15 protein-coding genes are annotated in these 18,443 nt (G+C 56.8%); 5 read left to right on the forward strand and 10 right to left on the reverse strand.

The features are described from left to right. Positions 1-8: 8 nt before the first annotated feature. The 6 genes from ACQUQU_RS08985 to gyrA are packed head-to-tail and all read right to left on the reverse strand — an operon-like array spanning position 9 to position 9,327. Positions 9-2,249: a bifunctional prephenate dehydrogenase/3-phosphoshikimate 1-carboxyvinyltransferase gene (locus ACQUQU_RS08985; RefSeq protein WP_430462902.1), complete on the reverse strand. Its 2,241-nt coding sequence runs from the start codon at positions 2,247-2,249 to the stop codon at positions 9-11. After that, complete coding sequence (hisC, locus tag ACQUQU_RS08990) at positions 2,246-3,358, reverse strand: histidinol-phosphate transaminase (RefSeq protein ID WP_430462903.1); 1,113 nt, start codon at positions 3,356-3,358, stop codon at positions 2,246-2,248. The genes ACQUQU_RS08985 and hisC overlap by 4 nt, the downstream gene beginning before the upstream one ends. 44 nt (positions 3,359-3,402) lie before the next feature. Then, entirely contained in the window at positions 3,403-4,494 is a 1,092-nt protein-coding gene (gene pheA, locus ACQUQU_RS08995) for a prephenate dehydratase (RefSeq protein WP_430462904.1), read from the reverse strand. Positions 4,495-4,515: 21 nt separating this feature from the next. Next, the gene (gene serC / locus ACQUQU_RS09000; RefSeq protein WP_430462905.1) at positions 4,516-5,598 is read right to left on the reverse strand and encodes a 3-phosphoserine/phosphohydroxythreonine transaminase; all 1,083 of its coding nucleotides are present in this window, start codon (positions 5,596-5,598) and stop codon (positions 4,516-4,518) included. A 49-nt stretch (positions 5,599-5,647) separates the two neighbouring features. After that, a complete protein-coding gene (locus tag ACQUQU_RS09005) occupies positions 5,648-6,739 on the reverse strand; it encodes a Wzz/FepE/Etk N-terminal domain-containing protein (RefSeq protein WP_430462906.1) in 1,092 nt (363 codons plus the stop codon). A gap of 8 nt (positions 6,740-6,747) precedes the next feature. Next, positions 6,748-9,327 (reverse strand): DNA gyrase subunit A, encoded by a 2,580-nt coding sequence (gene gyrA / locus ACQUQU_RS09010; protein ID WP_430462907.1) that lies wholly within the window; start codon positions 9,325-9,327, stop codon positions 6,748-6,750. Between the two features lie 251 nt (positions 9,328-9,578). On the opposite strand from gyrA, the gene ACQUQU_RS09015 reads away from it, so the two are divergent. The 5 genes from ACQUQU_RS09015 to ACQUQU_RS09035 all read left to right on the forward strand — a co-directional run bounded on the left by ACQUQU_RS09015 (position 9,579) and on the right by ACQUQU_RS09035 (position 14,415). Further along, the gene (locus tag ACQUQU_RS09015; protein ID WP_430462908.1) at positions 9,579-10,889 is read left to right on the forward strand and encodes a TRZ/ATZ family hydrolase; all 1,311 of its coding nucleotides are present in this window, start codon (positions 9,579-9,581) and stop codon (positions 10,887-10,889) included. A gap of 17 nt (positions 10,890-10,906) precedes the next feature. Beyond that, positions 10,907-11,626 carry a bifunctional 2-polyprenyl-6-hydroxyphenol methylase/3-demethylubiquinol 3-O-methyltransferase UbiG gene (ubiG, locus tag ACQUQU_RS09020; RefSeq protein ID WP_430462909.1) on the forward strand — a complete coding sequence of 240 codons (720 nt, stop codon included), beginning with the start codon at positions 10,907-10,909 and terminating at the stop codon, positions 11,624-11,626. Then, on the forward strand, positions 11,626-12,279 hold the full coding sequence (locus ACQUQU_RS09025; RefSeq protein ID WP_430462910.1) for an HAD-IA family hydrolase: 654 nt from the start codon (positions 11,626-11,628) through the stop codon (positions 12,277-12,279). The genes ubiG and ACQUQU_RS09025 overlap by 1 nt, the downstream gene beginning before the upstream one ends. A 99-nt stretch (positions 12,280-12,378) precedes the next feature. Then, a complete protein-coding gene (locus tag ACQUQU_RS09030) occupies positions 12,379-13,152 on the forward strand; it encodes a YciK family oxidoreductase (RefSeq protein WP_430462911.1) in 774 nt (257 codons plus the stop codon). Positions 13,153-13,458: 306 nt separating this feature from the next. After that, positions 13,459-14,415, forward strand: coding sequence for a GGDEF domain-containing protein (locus tag ACQUQU_RS09035; protein WP_430462912.1), 957 nt, complete (start codon positions 13,459-13,461; stop codon positions 14,413-14,415). 80 nt (positions 14,416-14,495) lie between these two features. Here the strand turns inward: ACQUQU_RS09035 and rluB are convergent, their stop codons facing one another. The 4 genes from rluB to ACQUQU_RS09055 are packed head-to-tail and all read right to left on the reverse strand — an operon-like array spanning position 14,496 to position 18,416. Continuing rightward, positions 14,496-15,371: a 23S rRNA pseudouridine(2605) synthase RluB gene (rluB, locus tag ACQUQU_RS09040; protein ID WP_430462913.1), complete on the reverse strand. Its 876-nt coding sequence runs from the start codon at positions 15,369-15,371 to the stop codon at positions 14,496-14,498. Between the two features lie 3 nt (positions 15,372-15,374). Continuing rightward, on the reverse strand, positions 15,375-16,322 hold the full coding sequence (gene scpB / locus ACQUQU_RS09045; protein WP_430462914.1) for an SMC-Scp complex subunit ScpB: 948 nt from the start codon (positions 16,320-16,322) through the stop codon (positions 15,375-15,377). Beyond that, positions 16,319-17,203: a segregation and condensation protein A gene (locus tag ACQUQU_RS09050; RefSeq protein WP_430463030.1), complete on the reverse strand. Its 885-nt coding sequence runs from the start codon at positions 17,201-17,203 to the stop codon at positions 16,319-16,321. The genes scpB and ACQUQU_RS09050 overlap by 4 nt, the downstream gene beginning before the upstream one ends. A 37-nt stretch (positions 17,204-17,240) precedes the next feature. Further along, positions 17,241-18,416: a tryptophan--tRNA ligase gene (locus tag ACQUQU_RS09055; protein ID WP_430463031.1), complete on the reverse strand. Its 1,176-nt coding sequence runs from the start codon at positions 18,414-18,416 to the stop codon at positions 17,241-17,243. Positions 18,417-18,443 lie beyond the last annotated feature (27 nt).

Below are 18,443 nucleotides of genomic sequence, written 5' to 3' on the forward strand. Positions count from 1 at the left end.
GGTTGTCCTTACTTAACGGTCAGCACGTCCAGCTCGAGGCCGGCGTTATTGGCCAGATCCACGAAGCCCGGGAACGAAGTGGCCACGTTGGCACAATCCAGAATGGTAATAGCAGCGGAGGCACGCAGCGACGCCACAGAGAAGCTCATGGCAATACGGTGATCGCCGTGACTCTGAATTTCGCCACCACTGAGCAAACCATCATGCCCCAGGCCCTGAATAATGGCACCGTCATGAGTACCTTCGGCCTGCACGCCCAGCGCGGTCAGACCATCAATCATCACCTGAATACGATCACTTTCTTTAACGCGCAGTTCTTCGGCACCGGTCAGCACGGTTTCGCCTTCGGCACAGGCCGCGGCAATAAACAGCGCCGGGAATTCATCAATGGCCAGTGGCACCTGATCTTCCGGAATCTTGATGCCTTTCAGTTTGGCACTGCGGATGCGGATATCCGCCACCGGCTCACCCCCCACTTCGCGCTCATTCAGCACTTCGAGGTTACCGCCCATGGCTTTCAGAATATTAATAACGCCAATACGGGTCGGGTTGATACCCACGTGTTCCAGCGTAATGTCAGAACCTTCCGCAATACTCGCTGCCACCATAAAGAAGGCTGCAGACGAAATATCCGCCGGCACATCAATGGCAGTAGCCGTCAGCTGACCACCGGAGCACAGCGTTACTTTGTTGCCATCGACCTGAACGTCGTAACCAAAACCTTTCAGCATACGCTCGGTATGGTCACGGGTTGGTGCTGGTTCGGTCACTGTGGTTTCGCCTTCGGCATACAGACCGGCCAGCAGCACGCAGCTCTTCACCTGCGCAGAGGCCATCGGCAGATCATAGTGAATGCCTTTCAGCTTACCGGCACCGTGCACCTTGATTGGCGGACGGCCACCGTCGGAAGTTTCCACCACGGCGCCCATCAGCTTCAGCGGATCGGCAACACGGCCCATCGGACGCTTGGACAGAGACTCATCGCCGCTCATTTCGACGTCGAAGGTCTGGCCAGCCATCAGACCAGACAGCAGACGCATAGAGGTACCTGAGTTACCCAGATACAGCGGACCCGGTGGCGGTTGCAGACCGTGCAGACCTACGCCATGAATGGTCACGCGACCACGGTGCGGGCCTTCAATCACCACACCCATATCACGGAATGCCTGCAGGGTTGCCAGACTGTCTTCGCCTTCCAGAAAGCCGGTTACTTCTGTGGTGCCATTGGCCAGTGAACCCAGCATGATGGAACGGTGGGAGATGGACTTGTCGCCCGGAACACGGAAGCTGCCCTTCAGCGAGCCTGCCGGAGATGCAATGTAAGTTACAGATGCGGTTTTCATAGGTTCAACATAGGCCCTGCGGGCAAGTATTTTGGAAAAATGATCGCGCGCCACTTTAGCACGGGTCAGCACCCCCATCACTGTAGTGGTGTCGTCCTGCTCAATAGCGGCACGCAGAAAGCTCAGATCATGACTGAACAGATCCAGGGTTTTCAGAATCTGCTGCTTATTGGCGGAAAAAATATCGCGCCACATCACCGGACTGCTGGCCGCAATACGGGTGAAATCGCGGAAGCCACCGGCAGCATAGTTAAAGATTTCTTTGTTTTCGTGGCTGTTGGCCAGAGTATCAACCAGCGAATAAGCCAGCAGATGCGGCAAATGGCTGGTCGCCGCCAGCACTTCGTCGTGATGCTCGACACTCATGGTCTCGACATCAGCCTCCACGGCGCGCCAGGCACGGCGCACCAGACGCAAGGCTGACTTATCGGTATTCGCTTGCGGGGTAATAATCACTTTGTGGCGCACATACAGATTTTCATCCGCTGCCGCCACACCGCTGCGCTCGGAGCCGGCAATCGGATGGCCAAGCACAAAGCGGTTGAAGTCTGCACCCAGCACGTCGGCCACATCACGGGCTACCGAACCTTTTACTGAGCCGACATCGGTAATCACAGTATGCGCGGCCAGATGCGGTGCCATATCTTCCAGCACACCACGAATGGCCAGAATCGGCACGGAAATAATGATCAGATCGGCGCCGGCGACCACAGGGCCGAGCTCGGCGCTGAAGTCGTCAATCAGGCCAAGGCGCAGCGCCTCCTGCATGGAATCGAGATTGCGGTCAAAACCGGCAATTTCACCCACGCAACCGCGCACGCGCAGACCTTTAATCCACGAACAGCCGATCAGACCGAGGCCGATAACGGCAACCCGGCCAATAAAAAACGGGGCTTCTGCGCTCAAACCAGCACCGCTTTTAACGCGTTAATAAACACCGCGTTCTGCGCTTCGGTACCAATGGATACCCGCAGATATTCCGGCATTTCGTAATTGGCCACCGGACGCACAATCACACCTTTGGTCAGCAGTTTTTTGTACACATCCAGAGCGACAACACCATCCGGTACTTTAAACGCAATAAAGTTACCAACGGACGGAATATAGCTCAGGCCAAGCTCGGCAAAAGCGCTGGTCAGCTGTTTCATGCCGGCATCGTTCACCGCGATGCTGCTGGCGGTGTATTCATCATCATTCAGCGCAGCCGCTGCGGCAGACAGTGCCAACGAATTCACGTTAAACGGCGGACGTACACGATTCAGCAGATCAGCGAGCTCTGGGCTGGAAACACCGTAACCCACGCGCAGCGCAGCCAGACCATAGGCTTTGGAGAAGGTGCGCGCCACCACCAGATTCGGATAAGAATCCAGCAGCCGAATACCGTCCGGATAATCGGCTTCGTGCACAAATTCAAAATAAGCTTCATCGAGCAGCACCAGTACTTGTTCAGGTACTTTATCGAGGAACGCCACCAGTTCCTGTTTTGTAATCCAGGTGCCGGTCGGGTTATTCGGATTGGTGATAAATACCACGCGGGTTTTATCGTTGATGGCGGCGGCCATACCGTTCAGATCGTGGCCAAAATTAATGGCCGAAACCTGAATGCAGTCAGCGCCCTGCATGCGCGCCAGCAAACCGTAAATAGCAAAGGCGTGTTGCGAAACAACAATATTGTCGCCGTCATTCACAAACACACGCATGATGAAATCGAGAATATCGCTGGAACCATTACCCAGAGTAATCTGTTCAGTACGGACACCGAGTTTTTCGCACAGGGCTTTTTTCAGTTCAAAACCGGCGCCGTCCGGATACAGCGTAATTTCTTCCATCGCCAGTTCAATGGCCGCCAGCGCTTTAGGACCAGGCCCCAGCGGGTTTTCATTACTTGCGAGTTTTACGATGTCTTTTTCGTTCAGACCCAGTTCGCGCGCCAGCTCATCAATCGGCTTACCCGGTTGATAAGGGCTCAGGGAACGTACGCCGGGAACGGCCAGTTTAAGAAAATCAACTGCCATACTGTCCTGCCTTTGAAAAAGAGGCACCCGGGTGCCTCATAAAATCAGAGAACGGCTTTCGGGTAAGACCCGAGCCACTTGAAGTCGAGCGCCACTTTACGTAGCTCATCAAGGACGGACACAATCGGTGCGTCTTTGATATGACCTTCAAAGTCGATGAAAAATACGTAATTCCAGGCGCCACTGCGCGCCGGACGGGTTTCGATACGGGTCAGACTGATACCCGCCTGATGGAAGGGTTCCAGCACCTGATACAAGGCACCCGGCTGGTTACGGCTGGACACCAGAATAGAGGTTTTATCGTCACCGCTTGGCACAGTTTCCTGACGGCCAATAATCAGAAAACGCGTGGTGTTATCCGGGCGGTCTTCAATATTGGCGGACAACACGGTCAGCTGATAAAGCTCAGCAGCGGCCTCGCCAGCAATTGCAGCAGCGCCCTGTTCTTTAGACGCACGACGCGCAGCCTCTGCGTTTGAACTGACCGGAATACGCTCAACATTAGGATAGTTCTGATCCAGCCAGCGACGGCACTGGCCCAGCGACTGAGCATGAGAATAAATACGCTCGATTTTCTCGCCCGGCTGCTTAACCAGCAGATGGTGGTGAATGCGCAGCGTCACTTCACCACAGACTTTCAGATTGGAATCAAAAAAGCTGTCGTGGGTGTGAGTAACAACGCCTTCAGTAGAGTTTTCGACCGGCACCACACCGTAATTGGCAGCACCGCTTTCAACTTCGCGGAACACATCGGCAATGGATACCTGGCCACGACACTGCACCGCATGGCCAAAATGCTTGACCGCTGCCTGCTGGGTGAAAGTACCTTCCGGTCCGAGGTAAGCCACTTGCAGTGGCTCCTCAAGCGCCAGGCACTGGGACATGATTTCACGGAACAGACGCGCAATGGCCTCATCCGGCAGCGGCCCTTCATTGCGGGCCATCACATTGCGCAACACCTGAGCTTCGCGCTCCGGACGGTAAAACACCACATGTTCACCCGGCTGGGCGTATTTGTGTTTAACCTCTGCAACCGCTTGGGCGCAGCGGGCACGTTGATTGATCAGTTGCTGAATCTGCTGATCGAGACTGTCGATCTGCTGACGCAGCAAATCCAGCTCTTGTGCTTCACTCATTCAGTGCCTGCTCTTATCTCATTAACCGTGACGACGGGCAAAATCACCCATAAACGCAATCAGGGCGTCTACTGCATCTTCACCCACTGCGTTATAAATAGACGCGCGCATACCACCAACGCTTCGATGACCTGCCAGGTTCAGCAAACCTGCGGCTTCACTTTCCACCAGAAATACTTTATCCAGCTCGGCATTGGCCAGCGTGAACGGCACGTTCATGATGGAGCGGTTATTTTTCGCGACCGGGTTAGCGTAAAAACCACTGTTATCGATGTAGTCGTACAGTTTGGCGGCCTTACGGTTGTTCACCACACCAATTGCCTCAACACCACCCTGCGCTTTCAGCCACTCAAACACCAGACCAGACAGATACCAACTGTAGGTTGGCGGCGTGTTGTACATGGAGTCGTTGTCTGCACACACCTTGTAATCGAACATGGTTGGCGTGCCCGGCAGTGTGTCGCCCAGCAGATCTTCACGCACGATCACGACACACAGACCGGCAGGGCCGATATTCTTCTGCGCACCAGCGTAAATCAGGCCGAATTTCGACACATCAATGGGCTCAGACAAAATGGAAGAGGAATAATCCGCCACCAGTACCTTGTCACCGACATCCGGGATGTAATCGAATTTAACGCCGCCAATGGTTTCGTTAGGGCAGTAATGAACGTACGCCGCATCCGGGCTCAGATTCAGTTCATGCGGTGCCGGAACCGAGGTGAAATTATTGCCCTCAGTGGTCGCTGCAATATGCACATCAGCGTATCGTTTGGCTTCGCCGACGGCTTTTTTCGACCACTGACCGGTAACGATATAATCGGCTTTTTTGCCGCCGCGCAGCAGGTTCATCGGCACCATGCTGAACTGACTGTGCGCACCACCCTGCATGAACAGTACTTTGTAGTTCGCCGGAATCGCCATCAGATCACGCAGATCCTGTTCAGCCTGCGCAGCCACGCCAACAAATTCTTTACTGCGATGACTCATTTCCATAATGGACAGACCGCGGCCATGCCAGTCGGTCATTTCGTCACGGGCTTTTTCCAGAACAGCCAGCGGTAACGCGGCCGGACCAGCACAGAAATTATACGCTCGGGTCATTTCGTTACTTACTCATAAAAAGAGCACACGCGTGCTCAAAAAAACAAAATCAGTGCGCCACCAGTGCAGCTTTTCGCTCTCTGCGACGGGACTGCGCAGCCGCCAGCAGAGCAAACAGGATGCCGGCAAACAGACCGCCGACAGCGCCCAGAGCAACGACCAGTTTCTTTTTGGGTTTAATCGGTTTAAGCGGAACAATCGCTTTCTGATCAACATCCACAAAGCGTACTTCCGCCCATTGGATTGCAGTTTTTTCAACCGCGTCTATTTTCCACAGCAACTCAGGAAGGCCATTGATATACGCGTCTTCATTCCCAGCGGAACGGTTCTCCAGCTGCTGAATCTGCGCCCGGAGAGCCTTTTCACCCATCATATACAGCGGCGGTGTCGAACCCACAGCGACTCGCTCTCCGCTGTAGAGCGGCTGCTGCTGTTTAATGGAGGCGGCAACCTGAGCAGCCTCGTTCAAATCGAACAAGGTGCGCTGCTTTTGGGCAAAGTACTGGCTGCGCTTTTGCTCAGCGTCCAAGCGCCAGAGATCCAGTTTCGCATTCAGTTGCAAACCAATCTCTTCCGTCTTTTTCGTTTTAAATTGATCACAAACAAACTGGATGTATTCATTCAGCACATCACTGGCTAGCTGCGCATTTTCCAGATCAAGCTTCACACCAAGGAACAAATCCGTGTCCTTTGAGACAGGGTCCGAATGGCTAAAACGGCCAGTGAACCTTGCGAAATTTTGTTCATGAGTAATCTGGGGATTGAATATCATAGCCTTCAAATCCTGATTGTCCGACTCAAGCAGTTTTTCGTAAAACCCTCGCATGGAGGATACAGACAAAGCCTTCGCACGAACTTCTTTGAACGCTTTTTCCGGCGTAACCAGGTCTTTATCCGCTGCGACACCAAACACTTCTCGCAAACGCGGTTGATTCAATTGCAACAGATCAGCATCGGACACCTGCTTCAGGACAACCTCCGTCTGAAACACAGGGGTCGCCAACAGGGCGTAGGCAACCGCCAGCAACAAAGCAGACACTACGGTACCGGCCAGCCAGTACCACTTGTCCTTGATGTCATCGACGAGATCAAAAAGATCGATCTCATCCGCTGGGTTTACCACCGACTGTACAGTTTCCATACGGCTCATTATTCCTCTGCTGCTCCTTCGCTGACATCCTGTTCGCTTTCATTTTCTTCTTCGCTGTCGCAGATACGCTCTACGCCCACGAGTTTTTCTTTGGCATCAACTTTAATCAGCGTCACGCCCTTGGTGTTACGGCCCAGCACAGATACTTCATCAACACGGGTACGCACCAGCGTGCCCTGATCACTGATCAGCATCACTTCGTCACCACCGAATACCTGTACCGCACCCACTAACGGGCCGTTACGGTCATCCACCACCATGGCGATTACACCCTGAGTGCCACGGCCTTTGGTCGGGAATTCAGTCACATCGGTGCGCTTGCCAAAACCACGTTCAGATGCGGTCAGGATAGTGCCGCCTTCTTCAGGAACAATCAGGGCGATTACTCGCTGATCGTCACCCAGTTTGATACCGCGTACACCGCGGGCACCACGACCCATGGCGCGTACATCGGACTCTTTGAAGCGCACCGCTTTACCGGCATTGGACAACATCAGAATGTCCTGTGTGCCATCGGTAATGGCCACGCCCACCAGATGATCGCCTTCGTCCAGTTCACAGGCAATCAGGCCCACAGAGCGCGGACGGCTGAACTGATCCAGCGTGGTTTTCTTCACGGTACCGCGTGCCGTTACCATGAACACAAAACGGTCTTCACGGTATTCATCCACCGGCAGAATGGCGGTAATACGTTCGCCTTCGCTCAGGTTGAGCACGTTCACAATAGGACGGCCTTTGGCGTTACGGCTGGCCTGTGGAATATCGTACACGGTCAGCCAGTACACTTTGCCGGCGTCGGTAAAGCACAGCACGGTATCGTGGCTGTTCACCACCAGCATGCGCTCAACGAAATCTTCGTCTTTTACTGAGGTGGCAGACTTACCTTTGCCACCACGACGCTGTGCCTGATACGCATCCATCGGCTGAGTCTTGGCATAACCACCGTGCGACAGGGTCAGCACCAGAGTTTCTTCCGGAATCAGGTCAGCCATGGTCAGGTCGCGTTTCTGCGCGATGATTTCGGTCTTACGGGCATCGCCGTATTCTTCACGAATCGCCACCAGCTCTTCGCGGATCACTTCCATCAGGCGCTCTGCGCTGGCCAGAATGTTCAGGTATTCAGCAATTTCTTCGAGTTTCTGCTGATATTCTTCAATCAGCTTTTCGTGCTCGAGACCAGTCAGTTTCTGCAGACGCAGATCCAGAATCGCCTGCGCCTGAACCGGCGACAGGTAGTACATGCCGTTGCGGAAACCAAATTCTTCCGGCAGATCATCCGGACGGCAGGCGTCTTCACCGGCACGCTCCAGCATATCCAGCACATCACCCGGTGCCCATGCGGTCGAGATCAGACGTTCTTTGGCTTCAGAGGCGTTCTGAGATTTTTTGATCAGCTCGATCACTGGATCGATATTGGCCAGCGCCAGCGCCAGACCTTCGAGAATGTGGCCACGCTCACGCGCTTTGCGCAGATCGTAAATGGTACGGCGGGTCACCACTTCACGACGGTGCTTAACGAAGGCTTCCAGCAGCTGCTTCAGGTTCAGGATTTTCGGCTGACCATCCACCAGCGCCACGGTATTGATACCGAACACGCCCTGCAGCTGGGTCTGGGCGAACAGGTTGTTCAGCACCACTTCCGGCATTTCGCCGCGACGCAGCTCAACCACAATGCGCATACCGTCTTTGTCAGACTCGTCGCGCAGTTCGGTGATGCCCTCGAGCTTCTTCTCTTTTACCAGCTCGGCGATCTTCTCGATCAGACGGGCCTTGTTCACCTGATACGGGATCTCGGTGAAGATGATGGACACTTTGCCGTTACGCTCGTCTTCTTCGAAATGATGACGGGCACGCAGGTAAATACGGCCACGGCCGGTACGGTAGGCTTCGATAATGCCATCACGACCGTTAATAAAGGCACCGGTCGGGAAATCCGGGCCCGGGATGTATTCCATCAGCGCATCGACATCCAGTTCAGGATTGTCGATCAGCGCCAGACAGCCGGTCAGTACTTCGGTCAGGTTGTGTGGCGGGATGTTGGTCGCCATACCCACGGCAATACCCGAGGAACCGTTCACCAGCAGGTTCGGCACACGCGTCGGCAACACGGCTGGAATCTGTTCGGTGCCGTCGTAGTTAGGCACCCAGTCGACCGTTTCTTTGTCGATATCAGCCAGCATATCGTGGCTGATCTTTTCCATACGGATTTCCGTGTAACGCATCGCGGCCGCAGAGTCGCCGTCCACAGAACCGAAGTTACCCTGGCCGTCGACCAGGGTGTAACGCATGGAGAAATCCTGCGCCATACGCACGATGGTGTCGTACACCGCAGAGTCACCGTGCGGGTGGTATTTACCGATTACGTCACCGACCACACGGGCGGATTTTTTGTAGGGCTTGTTCCAATCGTTGCCAAGTACGTTCATGGCATGAAGAACACGACGGTGCACCGGCTTCAGGCCGTCACGCACATCGGGCAGCGCACGACCCACAATAACGCTCATGGCGTAATCGAGGTACGACTGCTGCAGCTCGTCTTCGATGTTAATAGGAAGAACTTCTTTGGCTAACTCACCCATAGATACTCGGCCTGTGCTTTAGGATCACCCTGTTATGCTGGTTTTCGGGTGATTCTGTCCTTGTGGTTGGTTGCCTTTTCGCCCGGTCGGTGCCGCACACCTCAAGCCCCGGACGAGGCTGCCAATAAAGTGCCGAATCATACCATAAATCAACGGGATACCTAGCGGGCGCTGATAACTCGTGAGGCAAGACGCACGGCCGGCGGGCGTTTATAATGCCGGGCTCAATTCCGACAGAAGGAACCGCTGCCATGCAGGCAGACCTGAGGATCAACGCCCGCTGGGTTATCCCCATGACCGGCGACCGTGCCGAAGCGCTCAGCCATCAGGCTGTATTCGTGAAAGACGGTCGGATTCTGGCCATTGAAGACAGCCAAACCACGCAGCGTCAGGCCGCCGAAACACTCGATCTGGCCAATCACGCCCTTCTGCCCGGCTACGTTAATGCCCACGGCCACGCGGCGATGTCGCTGTTCCGTGGCATGGCCGACGACCTCCCGCTGATGACCTGGCTGCAGGAGCACATCTGGCCGGCTGAAGGTCAATGGGTCGATCATGAATTCGTGCGCGACGGTACCCGTCTTGCCATCGCCGAAATGCTCAAATGCGGCACGACCACCTTCGCCGACATGTACTTCTATCCGGCCGCCATTGCCGAAGCCGTCAGCGAAGCCCACATCCGCAATGTCTGCTTTACACCGATTCTGGATTTTCCGACCAACTTCGCCCAGAACGCCGACGACTACATCCGCAAGGCCTTAGCGGTGCGCGACAAGTACAAGCACCTGCCGCTGCTGACCTTCGGCCTTGGCCCACACGCGCCCTATACCGTATCCGACGGCCCGCTGCGTCAGGTCACCACGCTCGCCGATCAGCTGGACATGCCGGTCCAGATTCACCTGCACGAAACCGCGTTCGAAGTCAGCCAGAGCCTTGAGCAGCATGGCATGCGCCCGACCCAGCGTCTGGCCGACCTCGGCTTTATGACCGAACGCGTAAGCTGTGTGCACATGACACAGATCAGCGATGACGACATCGCCATCCTGCAACATAGCGGCGCCTCCATCGTGCATTGCCCGGAGTCGAACCTGAAACTGGCCAGTGGCTTCTGCCCTTCCGCGCGCCTGCTGAATGCCGGCATTAACGTCGGCTTAGGCACCGATGGCGCTGCCAGTAACAACGATCTGAACATTCAGGGTGAGCTGAAAACCGCCGCCATGCTGGCCAAGGCGGTGGCAGCCGACGCCTCTGCCGTGCCCGCCAGCAAGGCCCTTTATATGGCCACCATGGGCAGCGCGAAAGCATTGGGCATCGATGAACAGACCGGCTCTATCGAAGCCGGAAAATGGGCCGACCTGCAGGCCGTCGACCTGTCGCAACTGGCTCAGCAACCTGTGTACGACCCGGTTTCGCAACTGGTGTACACCGACAGCAGCCGCCATACCACTCACGTCTGGGTAGCTGGTAAGGCCGTTCTCGCAGCAGGACAGCTGACCACCCTCGACGAAGACAAACTGACCTTCACTGCCCGCCAGTGGCAGGAAAAAATTCGCGGCGCCTGAAGCCGGAGGAAAGCGAAATGAGCAACACGGTAAAAGCCAACGTCGATCACAGCGAAATCGCCAAATTTGAAGCCCTGGCCTCCCGTTGGTGGGACATGGAAAGCGAGTTCAAACCGCTGCACGACATCAACCCGCTGCGCACCAATTACATCGACAGTCAGTGCGTACTGGCCGGTAAAACCGTACTCGACGTCGGCTGCGGCGGCGGCATCCTGAGCGAAGGCATGGCTACCCGCGGCGCCAGCGTAACCGGCATCGACATGGGTGAGGCCAACCTCAACACCGCCCGACTGCACGCGCTGGAATCCGGCGTGAACGTCAAATACCAGTGCATCCCGGTGGAAGAGCTGGCCGCCCGGCAGCCGGAAAGCTTTGACGTGGTTACCTGCCTCGAAATGCTGGAACACGTGCCCGATCCGGAATCCATCATCCGCGCCTGCTATCAGCTGGTTAAACCGGGCGGCAAAGTGTTCTTTTCCACCATTAACCGCAGCCCGAAGTCCTACGCCTTTGCGATCATAGGCGCGGAATACGTGCTGCGTCTGGTACCGACCGGCACCCACGATTACAGCAAGTTCATCAAACCGAGCGAACTGACCCGCTGGTGCCGCAACACCGGACTGGCCGTTACCCACATGACCGGCATGGTGTACAACCCGCTGATCAAGGAATACAGCCTGAAAGACAACGACGTCAGCGTGAATTACCTGATGACCACCGAAAAGCCGGCCGAATAATGACCCGCCCTGACGTCATTCTGTTCGACCTCGACGGCACACTCGTGGACACCGCACCGGATTTTTTCGGTGTGGTGAACAGTCTGCGCCTGGAAGCCGGCAAAGCACCGCTGGCCGATAACATCATCCGCGAACAGGTCAGCAATGGCGGTGTGGCCTTGAGCAAGCTGACCTGGGACATAGGCGACGACCACCCGCAGCTGATGGACTATCGCCAGATACTGCTCGACCGCTACGAACAGACCGTGGGAACGCTGAGCGGCTTCTTCGATGGCTTCACCCAGGTACTGACCAGACTTTCTGAGCGCCGCATTCGCTGGGGCATAGTGACCAACAAGCCGCGCCTGTACACCGAACTCCTGTTGCAACGCCTCGGCATCAGCACCGATGTGCTGGTCTGCCCTGAGGATGTCGTCAACCGCAAACCGGCGCCGGATGCCCTGCTCAAAGCCGCCCGCGATCTTGGCGTCGCCAGCCATCAATGCTGGTATGTCGGTGATCATATCCGTGATATCGAATCCGCCCGCGCCGCCGGCATGTTCAGCATCGCGGCACTTTACGGTTACATCGAGAACGGCGACGACCCGGCCAACTGGCAGGCCGACACCAGCATTGAGCATCCCCTGGACCTGCTGGCACTGATAAACGACTAATCAGCGGCAAAGCGGCAACCAGAGTTTGCCGCCTTGCCGCACTGAATTCCGTCTCACAACGGCAGATAACCCGCTGATCTGCAAAGAAAAGGTAAAGACATGAACGAAAACACCCAGATTCTCGCAGGCCGCGTCATTTTAGTGACAGGTGGTGGTTATGGCATCGGCCGCACCGCCGCCCTGACCTACGCCCGCGCCGGCGCCACCGTGATTCTGCTGGGACGCACTCTGGATGCGCTGAATGACACCTACGACCTGATTGAGGCCGAAGGCCTGCCACAGGCGGCGGTTCTGCAGTTTGATCTGGAAGAAAAAGACGAAGCCCGCTACCAGCAGCTGGCCACCGTCATTCGCGAAAACTTCGGCCACCTCGACGGCGTACTGATGAACGCCGGCGTTCTCGGCCAGCGCACCATGATCGATAACTACCACTGGGAAACCTGGCAAAAGGTTATGCAGATCAACGTGAACGGTCAGTTCGCCCTGATCAAGCATCTGCTGCCACTGCTGCACGATGCGCCGAACGATGCGTCGGTCGTGTTCACCAGCAGCAGCGTGGGCCGAGAAGGCCGCGCTTACTGGGGCGCCTATTCGGTATCAAAATTTGCCACCGAAGGCCTGATGCAGGTGCTGGCGCAGGAACTGGAAAACACCAGCAACATCCGCGTCAACAGCCTCAACCCGGGCGGCACCCGCACCTCCATGCGTGCCATGGCGTATCCGGCTGAAAACCCGATCACAGTGCCGGAAGCGGACAGCATCATGGCCGCCTACCTGCATCTGATGAGCCCTGCCTCCATCAGCACCCACGGTCAGGCACTGGATGCACGTGAACTGAGCGCAGCGCTCAGCGGCGACTCCGCCAACGCCTGACCCCAGACTGTTTGCTGGCCAAAGCGTCACTCTGGCCAGCGCCATCCAGGTATTACCGCTGAACGAATCGCGCAACGGAGCGCTGCCGCCTAAAGCGGCGGCGTTTTGCCATCAAAAACCCAAGTTTTCAGTCATTTTATTGGCGAACCCAATAAACATTCGTTCGCCAATAAGTCAGCATTCCAACACCGAAAGTCGTTAAAACACCCTAAATCATTGAATTTAAACGACTATTTTCTATTTCAAAAACTGGCACAGAAATCGCTTTTTACTTCACAGGATTTTCTTACCTGGTAGAGGTAACTCATGGTCAGTCCGTTACACAGCAACGGCCGTGCAGAATTGCAGGACGATAAAGTCGTCACCACCTTTGGTGATCTGGCCGCCAGACCGGATTTACGCCCCGAGCTGCTTCTTAAGCTGTCGGGCAAGCTGCAAACCACGCTGGACCTGTCGCAGCTGCTGGAGATTTTCTTCAATGAAATCCAGCAGGCGGTTCTGGTCGATGGCATCAGCTTCGTACATCAACCGGATAATCTGGTGTTTTCACTGGGTCGCAACAGCGTGCACAGCGCGAGTTACCGGCTGCAGTCGCATCAGGATTATATGGGGGATCTCACCTTCCACCGCTCGACGCGTTTCCGCGAACACGAGCTGGCGAATCTGGAAGGCCTGATGACCACGCTGGTGTACCCGGTACGCAATGCGCTGCGCTATCACGAAGCGCTGGCCGCCGCGTTCCGCGACCCCTTAACCGGCGCCGGCAACCGGGTGGCGCTCGATAAGACCCTGACACGGGAGATCGAGCTGTCGAAACGTCACGGCCAGGAGCTGTCGATTCTGATGCTGGATCTGGACCACTTCAAACTGGTGAACGATGAATTCGGCCACAGCATGGGTGACCGTGTGTTGAAAGAAACCGCGCAGTGCATGACCAGCTGTGTGCGTCAGACGGACATGTGCTTCCGTTACGGCGGCGAAGAATTTCTGATCATGCTCAGCAACGCCGAACACGCCGGCGCCCTGCGCATTGCCGAACGCATCCGCCAGAGCATCAGCGCCCTGATGTTCAGCGGCGAGAAAGGTCCGCTGCAGGTCAGCACCAGCATTGGTGTCGCCACCATGCATCTGGACGACACCATGGAAAGTCTGATCCAGCGCGCCGACAAGGCGCTGTATCAGGCCAAACGCAGCGGCCGCAACCGCGTGGTGTGCGACACCGACGACTTCGACCTGCCGGAAAAACAGCCTCTGGCGCGTTGACGACTATAGGAACCGCTGATCAGCAGACAAAAAAGACAATAAAAAAGCCGGCGACTGCCGGCTTTTTTATTGAGGGCAACCTACTGTTGTTCGCCCTGCTTTTTCTGACGCGGCCTGGCCGGACCCGACTTTTTCGGTGCCGCCTGCTGACGGATTTTCTGGCGCTTCACGATGCGCTCGAATTTCTCTTTCTCACGACCGACCATGCGCTTGGTGCGCTTGTGCTCCACACCCACCAGATCGGCGAGATCGTTGATCTCTTTCTGGCTCAGCTCAATCCAGGTACCCACAGGCACGCTGGACGGCAGGAAGATACAGCCGTAACGCACACGTTTCAGGCGGCTGACGCTGACGTTCTGGCTTTCCCACAGACGACGTACTTCGCGGTTCTTACCTTCCATCAGCACCACGTGGTACCACTTGTTCTGACCTTCGCCGTCAAAGTACTGCACGTCGGTGAAGCGGGCCATGCCGTCGTCGAGGAACACGCCTTCTTTCAGGCGTTCGATCATTTCCTCATCCACCTCACCACGCACACGCACCGCGTATTCACGGTCAACGCCGCTCGACGGGTGCATCAGCTTGTTGGCCAGATCACCATCGGTGGTGAACAGCAGCAGACCACTGGTGTTGATGTCCAGACGGCCTATGTTGATCCAGCGCTCGCCTTTGGTACGCGGCAGGTGATCAAACACGGTCGGACGACCTTCCGGGTCGTTACGGGTACACACTTCGCCCACAGGCTTGTTATACAACAGCACACGACGGGTGCGGCCGGCGTCTTCGACGTCGAGTTTGCGGCCGTCCAGACGGATATCGTCGTAACGGCTGCCGCGGTCACCCAGCTTGGCGGTCACACCATTGACGGACACCCGCCCTTCGGCAATCCAGCGCTCAACTTCGCGACGGGAACCGATACCGGCCAGGGCCAGCAATTTCTGAATACGTTCGTTCATGCTCTATTTGTCCTGATTCTCAGCCGCCGGGTCATCCGACTCATCAGCTGCAGACTCTGTATTAAATAATCCCGGCGCGTCCGGCCGGATGGTATCCCCGGCGACAGTGTCGCTGCGCGGGGTGTGTTCTGTGTCCGCCTCTGAAGCCTCATCCGGGCGGGCGGCAAGCCGGGCCACCAGATCACGGAATTCGCTGACCGTCTCTTCCGCTGCGCCTTCCGGCTCAGCGTCTTCCTCGTCACGGGTAAACAGGTTCTTTTCTACGCGGGCAACCAGTTCGGCTGCAGCCGCCAGATCAACATCGGTTTCCGCCAGCACATCAGCACCGCGTTGGGCGATGTCTTCATCGGGCGTGAAATCGTACTCTTTCGCCGGTTCTTTACGCGCTTCCGCGTCATCCCCCAGCTCCAGACGACGGTTGGCATCGTCCAGTTCTTTGATTTCGCTGAGACTCGGCAGATCTTCCAGACTCTTCAGACCAAAGTAGTCGAGAAACTCCCGCGTCGTGGCGTACATGGCCGGGCGGCCCGGCACATCACGATAACCCACCACCCGCACCCATTCGCGTTCGAGCAGGGTTTTCATGATGCTGGAGCTCACCACCACGCCGCGCACATCTTCGATATCGCCACGGGTAATGGGTTGACGATAGGCGATCAGCGCCAGAGTTTCGAGCAATGCGCGGGAATAACGTTGCGGACGCTCTTCCCACAGACGCGCTACCCAGGGGGCCACTTCGGTGCGCACCTGCAGACGATAACCGGACGCCACTTCCGCCAGCTCAACACCGCGACCCAGCAGATCGGATTTCAGCTCGGTCAGCGCGGCGCGCAGATCGCCGAACGACGGCGTCTCGTGCTCATCGAACAGCGTCTGCATGCGCTCCAGCGACAGCGGACCGCCGGCCGCCATCAGCGCAGCTTCAAGAATGTTCTTCAGTGGCGGCGTCATGCCTCATCCCCGGTACTGAACTCGTTGTACGACGGTCCGTCCGCCGGGCGTTCCTGACGGACACGGACGTGGATCGGACCAAAAATTTCCTGCTGCACAATATCAATCAGGGCTTCTTTCACCAGCTCAAGGATGGCGAGAAAGGTCACCACCACGCCGAGCTTGCCTTCGGACGCCTCAAACAAAGCACCGAACGACATAAAGTGGCCGCCCTTGAGTTTGTCGAGCACGTCGCTCATTCGCTCGCGGGTCGACAGCTGCTCACGCTGAATTTCGTGATGCTCAAAACGCTCGGCGCGGCGCAGCACAGCGGCGAAGGCGAGCATGAGTTCTTTCATGTCCACTTCCGGATGCACACGTTCCTGAATACGTTCGGCGGCATCGACATCGGCGGTAAAAATGTCGCGCTCCAGGCGCGGCAGTTCATCCAGATTTTCCGCCGCCGTTTTAAAGCGTTCGTATTCCTGCAGGCGGCGGATCAGTTCCGCCCGCGGATCTTCTTCATCGCCTTCGCTGCCGTCTTCGCGGTTACGCGGCAACAGTACCCGGCTTTTGATTTCCGCCAGCATGGCGGCCATCACCAGATATTCGCCGGCCAGCTCCAGCTGCAGCGACTGCATCAGATCCATGTACTCTATGTACTGATCCACAATCTCTGACACATTGACCTCGAGAATATCGAGGTTCTGCTTGCGGATCAGATACAGCAGCAGATCGAGTGGCCCTTCGAACTGCTCAAGAATCACCTCCAGCGCATCCGGCGGAATGTACAGATCCAGTGGCAACTGGGTCAGCGGCTGGCCCTGCACCAGAGCAAACGGCATTTCCTGCTGCCCGCTCTGGCCACGACGACGTACGCCCTCCTCCTGCACGGAGGACATGTCAGGGGTGCTGCTGTCCATGGGTTCGTTGCTCATCTCAGATTCCGGTCAGACGCATGGCGTCGCGTACTTCCACCAGGGTGTCACGTACTTCATCACGGGCTTTCTCTGCCCCTTCCGCCAGAATCCGCTTGAGCAGATCCGGGTTTTTCTCATATTGCTGCGCCCGTTCACGGATGGGCGCCTGTTCCGCAATGATGGCGTCGACCAGCGGCTGCTTGCATTCCAGACAGCCCCACGCCGCGCCGCGGCAATTTTCCTGCACCCGCTCACGCAGAGCGTCATCCGAGTACAGCTCGTGCAGCCGCCACACCGGGCAACGCTCCGGCTCGCCGGCATCGGTCAGGCGGATACGCGACGGGTCTGTATGCATGGTACGGACTTTTTTCTCAACGTCATCCGGCTCTGCGCGCAACGGAATCAGATTACTGCCCGATTTCGACATTTTCTGGCCATCCAGCCCCGGCATGCGGGCGGCGTCGGTCAGCATGGAGCGCGGCTCCGGCAGAATCGTCTTGCCAATGCCTTCCAGATAGCCCAGCAGACGTTCCTGCTCCCCCAGCGTCAGCATGCTCTGGTCACGCACAATCACCTGCGCGGTGGCCAGCGCCTCGTCATCACCGTGGGTGCGGTAGGCGGTCAGCAGCTGACGGTACAGAGCCGCGTTTTTCTTACCCAGCTTCGGAATGGCGGCTTCGGCCTGCGCTTCAAAACCGGGATCGCGGCCATACAGGTGGTTAAAGCGGCGGGCAATCTCACGGGCGATTTCCACATGCGCTTCCTGATCGGCACCGACCGGCACCAGTCCCGCGCGATACGCGAGAATGTCCGCCGTCTGCAGCAGCGGATACCCCAGCAGACCATAGGTGCTGGCGCTGCGGTCGTTCATTTTGTCGAGCATGTCTTTGTAAGCCGGCACCCGCTCCAGCCAGGCGTTCGGCGTCATCATCGACAACAACAGATGCAGCTCAGCGATTTCCGGCACCTGACTCTGAATAAACAGAGTGGCAGAGCCCGGGTTCACCCCAACCGCCAGCCAGTCGACCAGCATTTGCCGGGCGGAGGCTCGGATGCCCTCCGGACGTTCAAAATCGGTGGTCAGCGCGTGCCAGTCGGCGATAAAGAAGAAGCACTCATATTCGTGCTGCAGCTTTACCCAGTTTTTCAGCACCCCATGGTAATGACCAAGGTGCAGTACGCCCGTCGGGCGCATGCCCGAGACTACCCGGCGTTGAGAATC

This window comes from Thalassolituus sp. LLYu03 (assembly GCF_050507655.1).
Classification (GTDB): Bacteria; Pseudomonadota; Gammaproteobacteria; order Pseudomonadales; family Oceanobacteraceae; genus Venatoribacter.

What these genes read in the sequence shown, in the direction of transcription:
- ACQUQU_RS09025 (WP_430462910.1), top strand. Translation starts at nt 11,626, where the DNA reads ATGACCCGCCCTGACGTCATTCTGTTCGACCTCGACGGCACACTCGTG.
- rluB (WP_430462913.1), bottom strand. Translation starts at nt 15,371, where the DNA reads ATGAACGAACGTATTCAGAAATTGCTGGCCCTGGCCGGTATCGGTTCC.
- pheA (WP_430462904.1), bottom strand. Translation starts at nt 4,494, where the DNA reads ATGAGTGAAGCACAAGAGCTGGATTTGCTGCGTCAGCAGATCGACAGT.
- ubiG (WP_430462909.1), top strand. Translation starts at nt 10,907, where the DNA reads ATGAGCAACACGGTAAAAGCCAACGTCGATCACAGCGAAATCGCCAAA.
- gyrA (WP_430462907.1), bottom strand. Translation starts at nt 9,327, where the DNA reads ATGGGTGAGTTAGCCAAAGAAGTTCTTCCTATTAACATCGAAGACGAG.
- serC (WP_430462905.1), bottom strand. Translation starts at nt 5,598, where the DNA reads ATGACCCGAGCGTATAATTTCTGTGCTGGTCCGGCCGCGTTACCGCTG.
- ACQUQU_RS09005 (WP_430462906.1), bottom strand. Translation starts at nt 6,739, where the DNA reads ATGGAAACTGTACAGTCGGTGGTAAACCCAGCGGATGAGATCGATCTT.
- hisC (WP_430462903.1), bottom strand. Translation starts at nt 3,358, where the DNA reads ATGGCAGTTGATTTTCTTAAACTGGCCGTTCCCGGCGTACGTTCCCTG.
- ACQUQU_RS09050 (WP_430463030.1), bottom strand. Translation starts at nt 17,203, where the DNA reads ATGTCCTCCGTGCAGGAGGAGGGCGTACGTCGTCGTGGCCAGAGCGGG.
- ACQUQU_RS09035 (WP_430462912.1), top strand. Translation starts at nt 13,459, where the DNA reads ATGGTCAGTCCGTTACACAGCAACGGCCGTGCAGAATTGCAGGACGAT.
- scpB (WP_430462914.1), bottom strand. Translation starts at nt 16,322, where the DNA reads ATGACGCCGCCACTGAAGAACATTCTTGAAGCTGCGCTGATGGCGGCC.
- ACQUQU_RS09055 (WP_430463031.1), bottom strand. Translation starts at nt 18,416, where the DNA reads ATGCGCCCGACGGGCGTACTGCACCTTGGTCATTACCATGGGGTGCTG.
- ACQUQU_RS09015 (WP_430462908.1), top strand. Translation starts at nt 9,579, where the DNA reads ATGCAGGCAGACCTGAGGATCAACGCCCGCTGGGTTATCCCCATGACC.
- ACQUQU_RS09030 (WP_430462911.1), top strand. Translation starts at nt 12,379, where the DNA reads ATGAACGAAAACACCCAGATTCTCGCAGGCCGCGTCATTTTAGTGACA.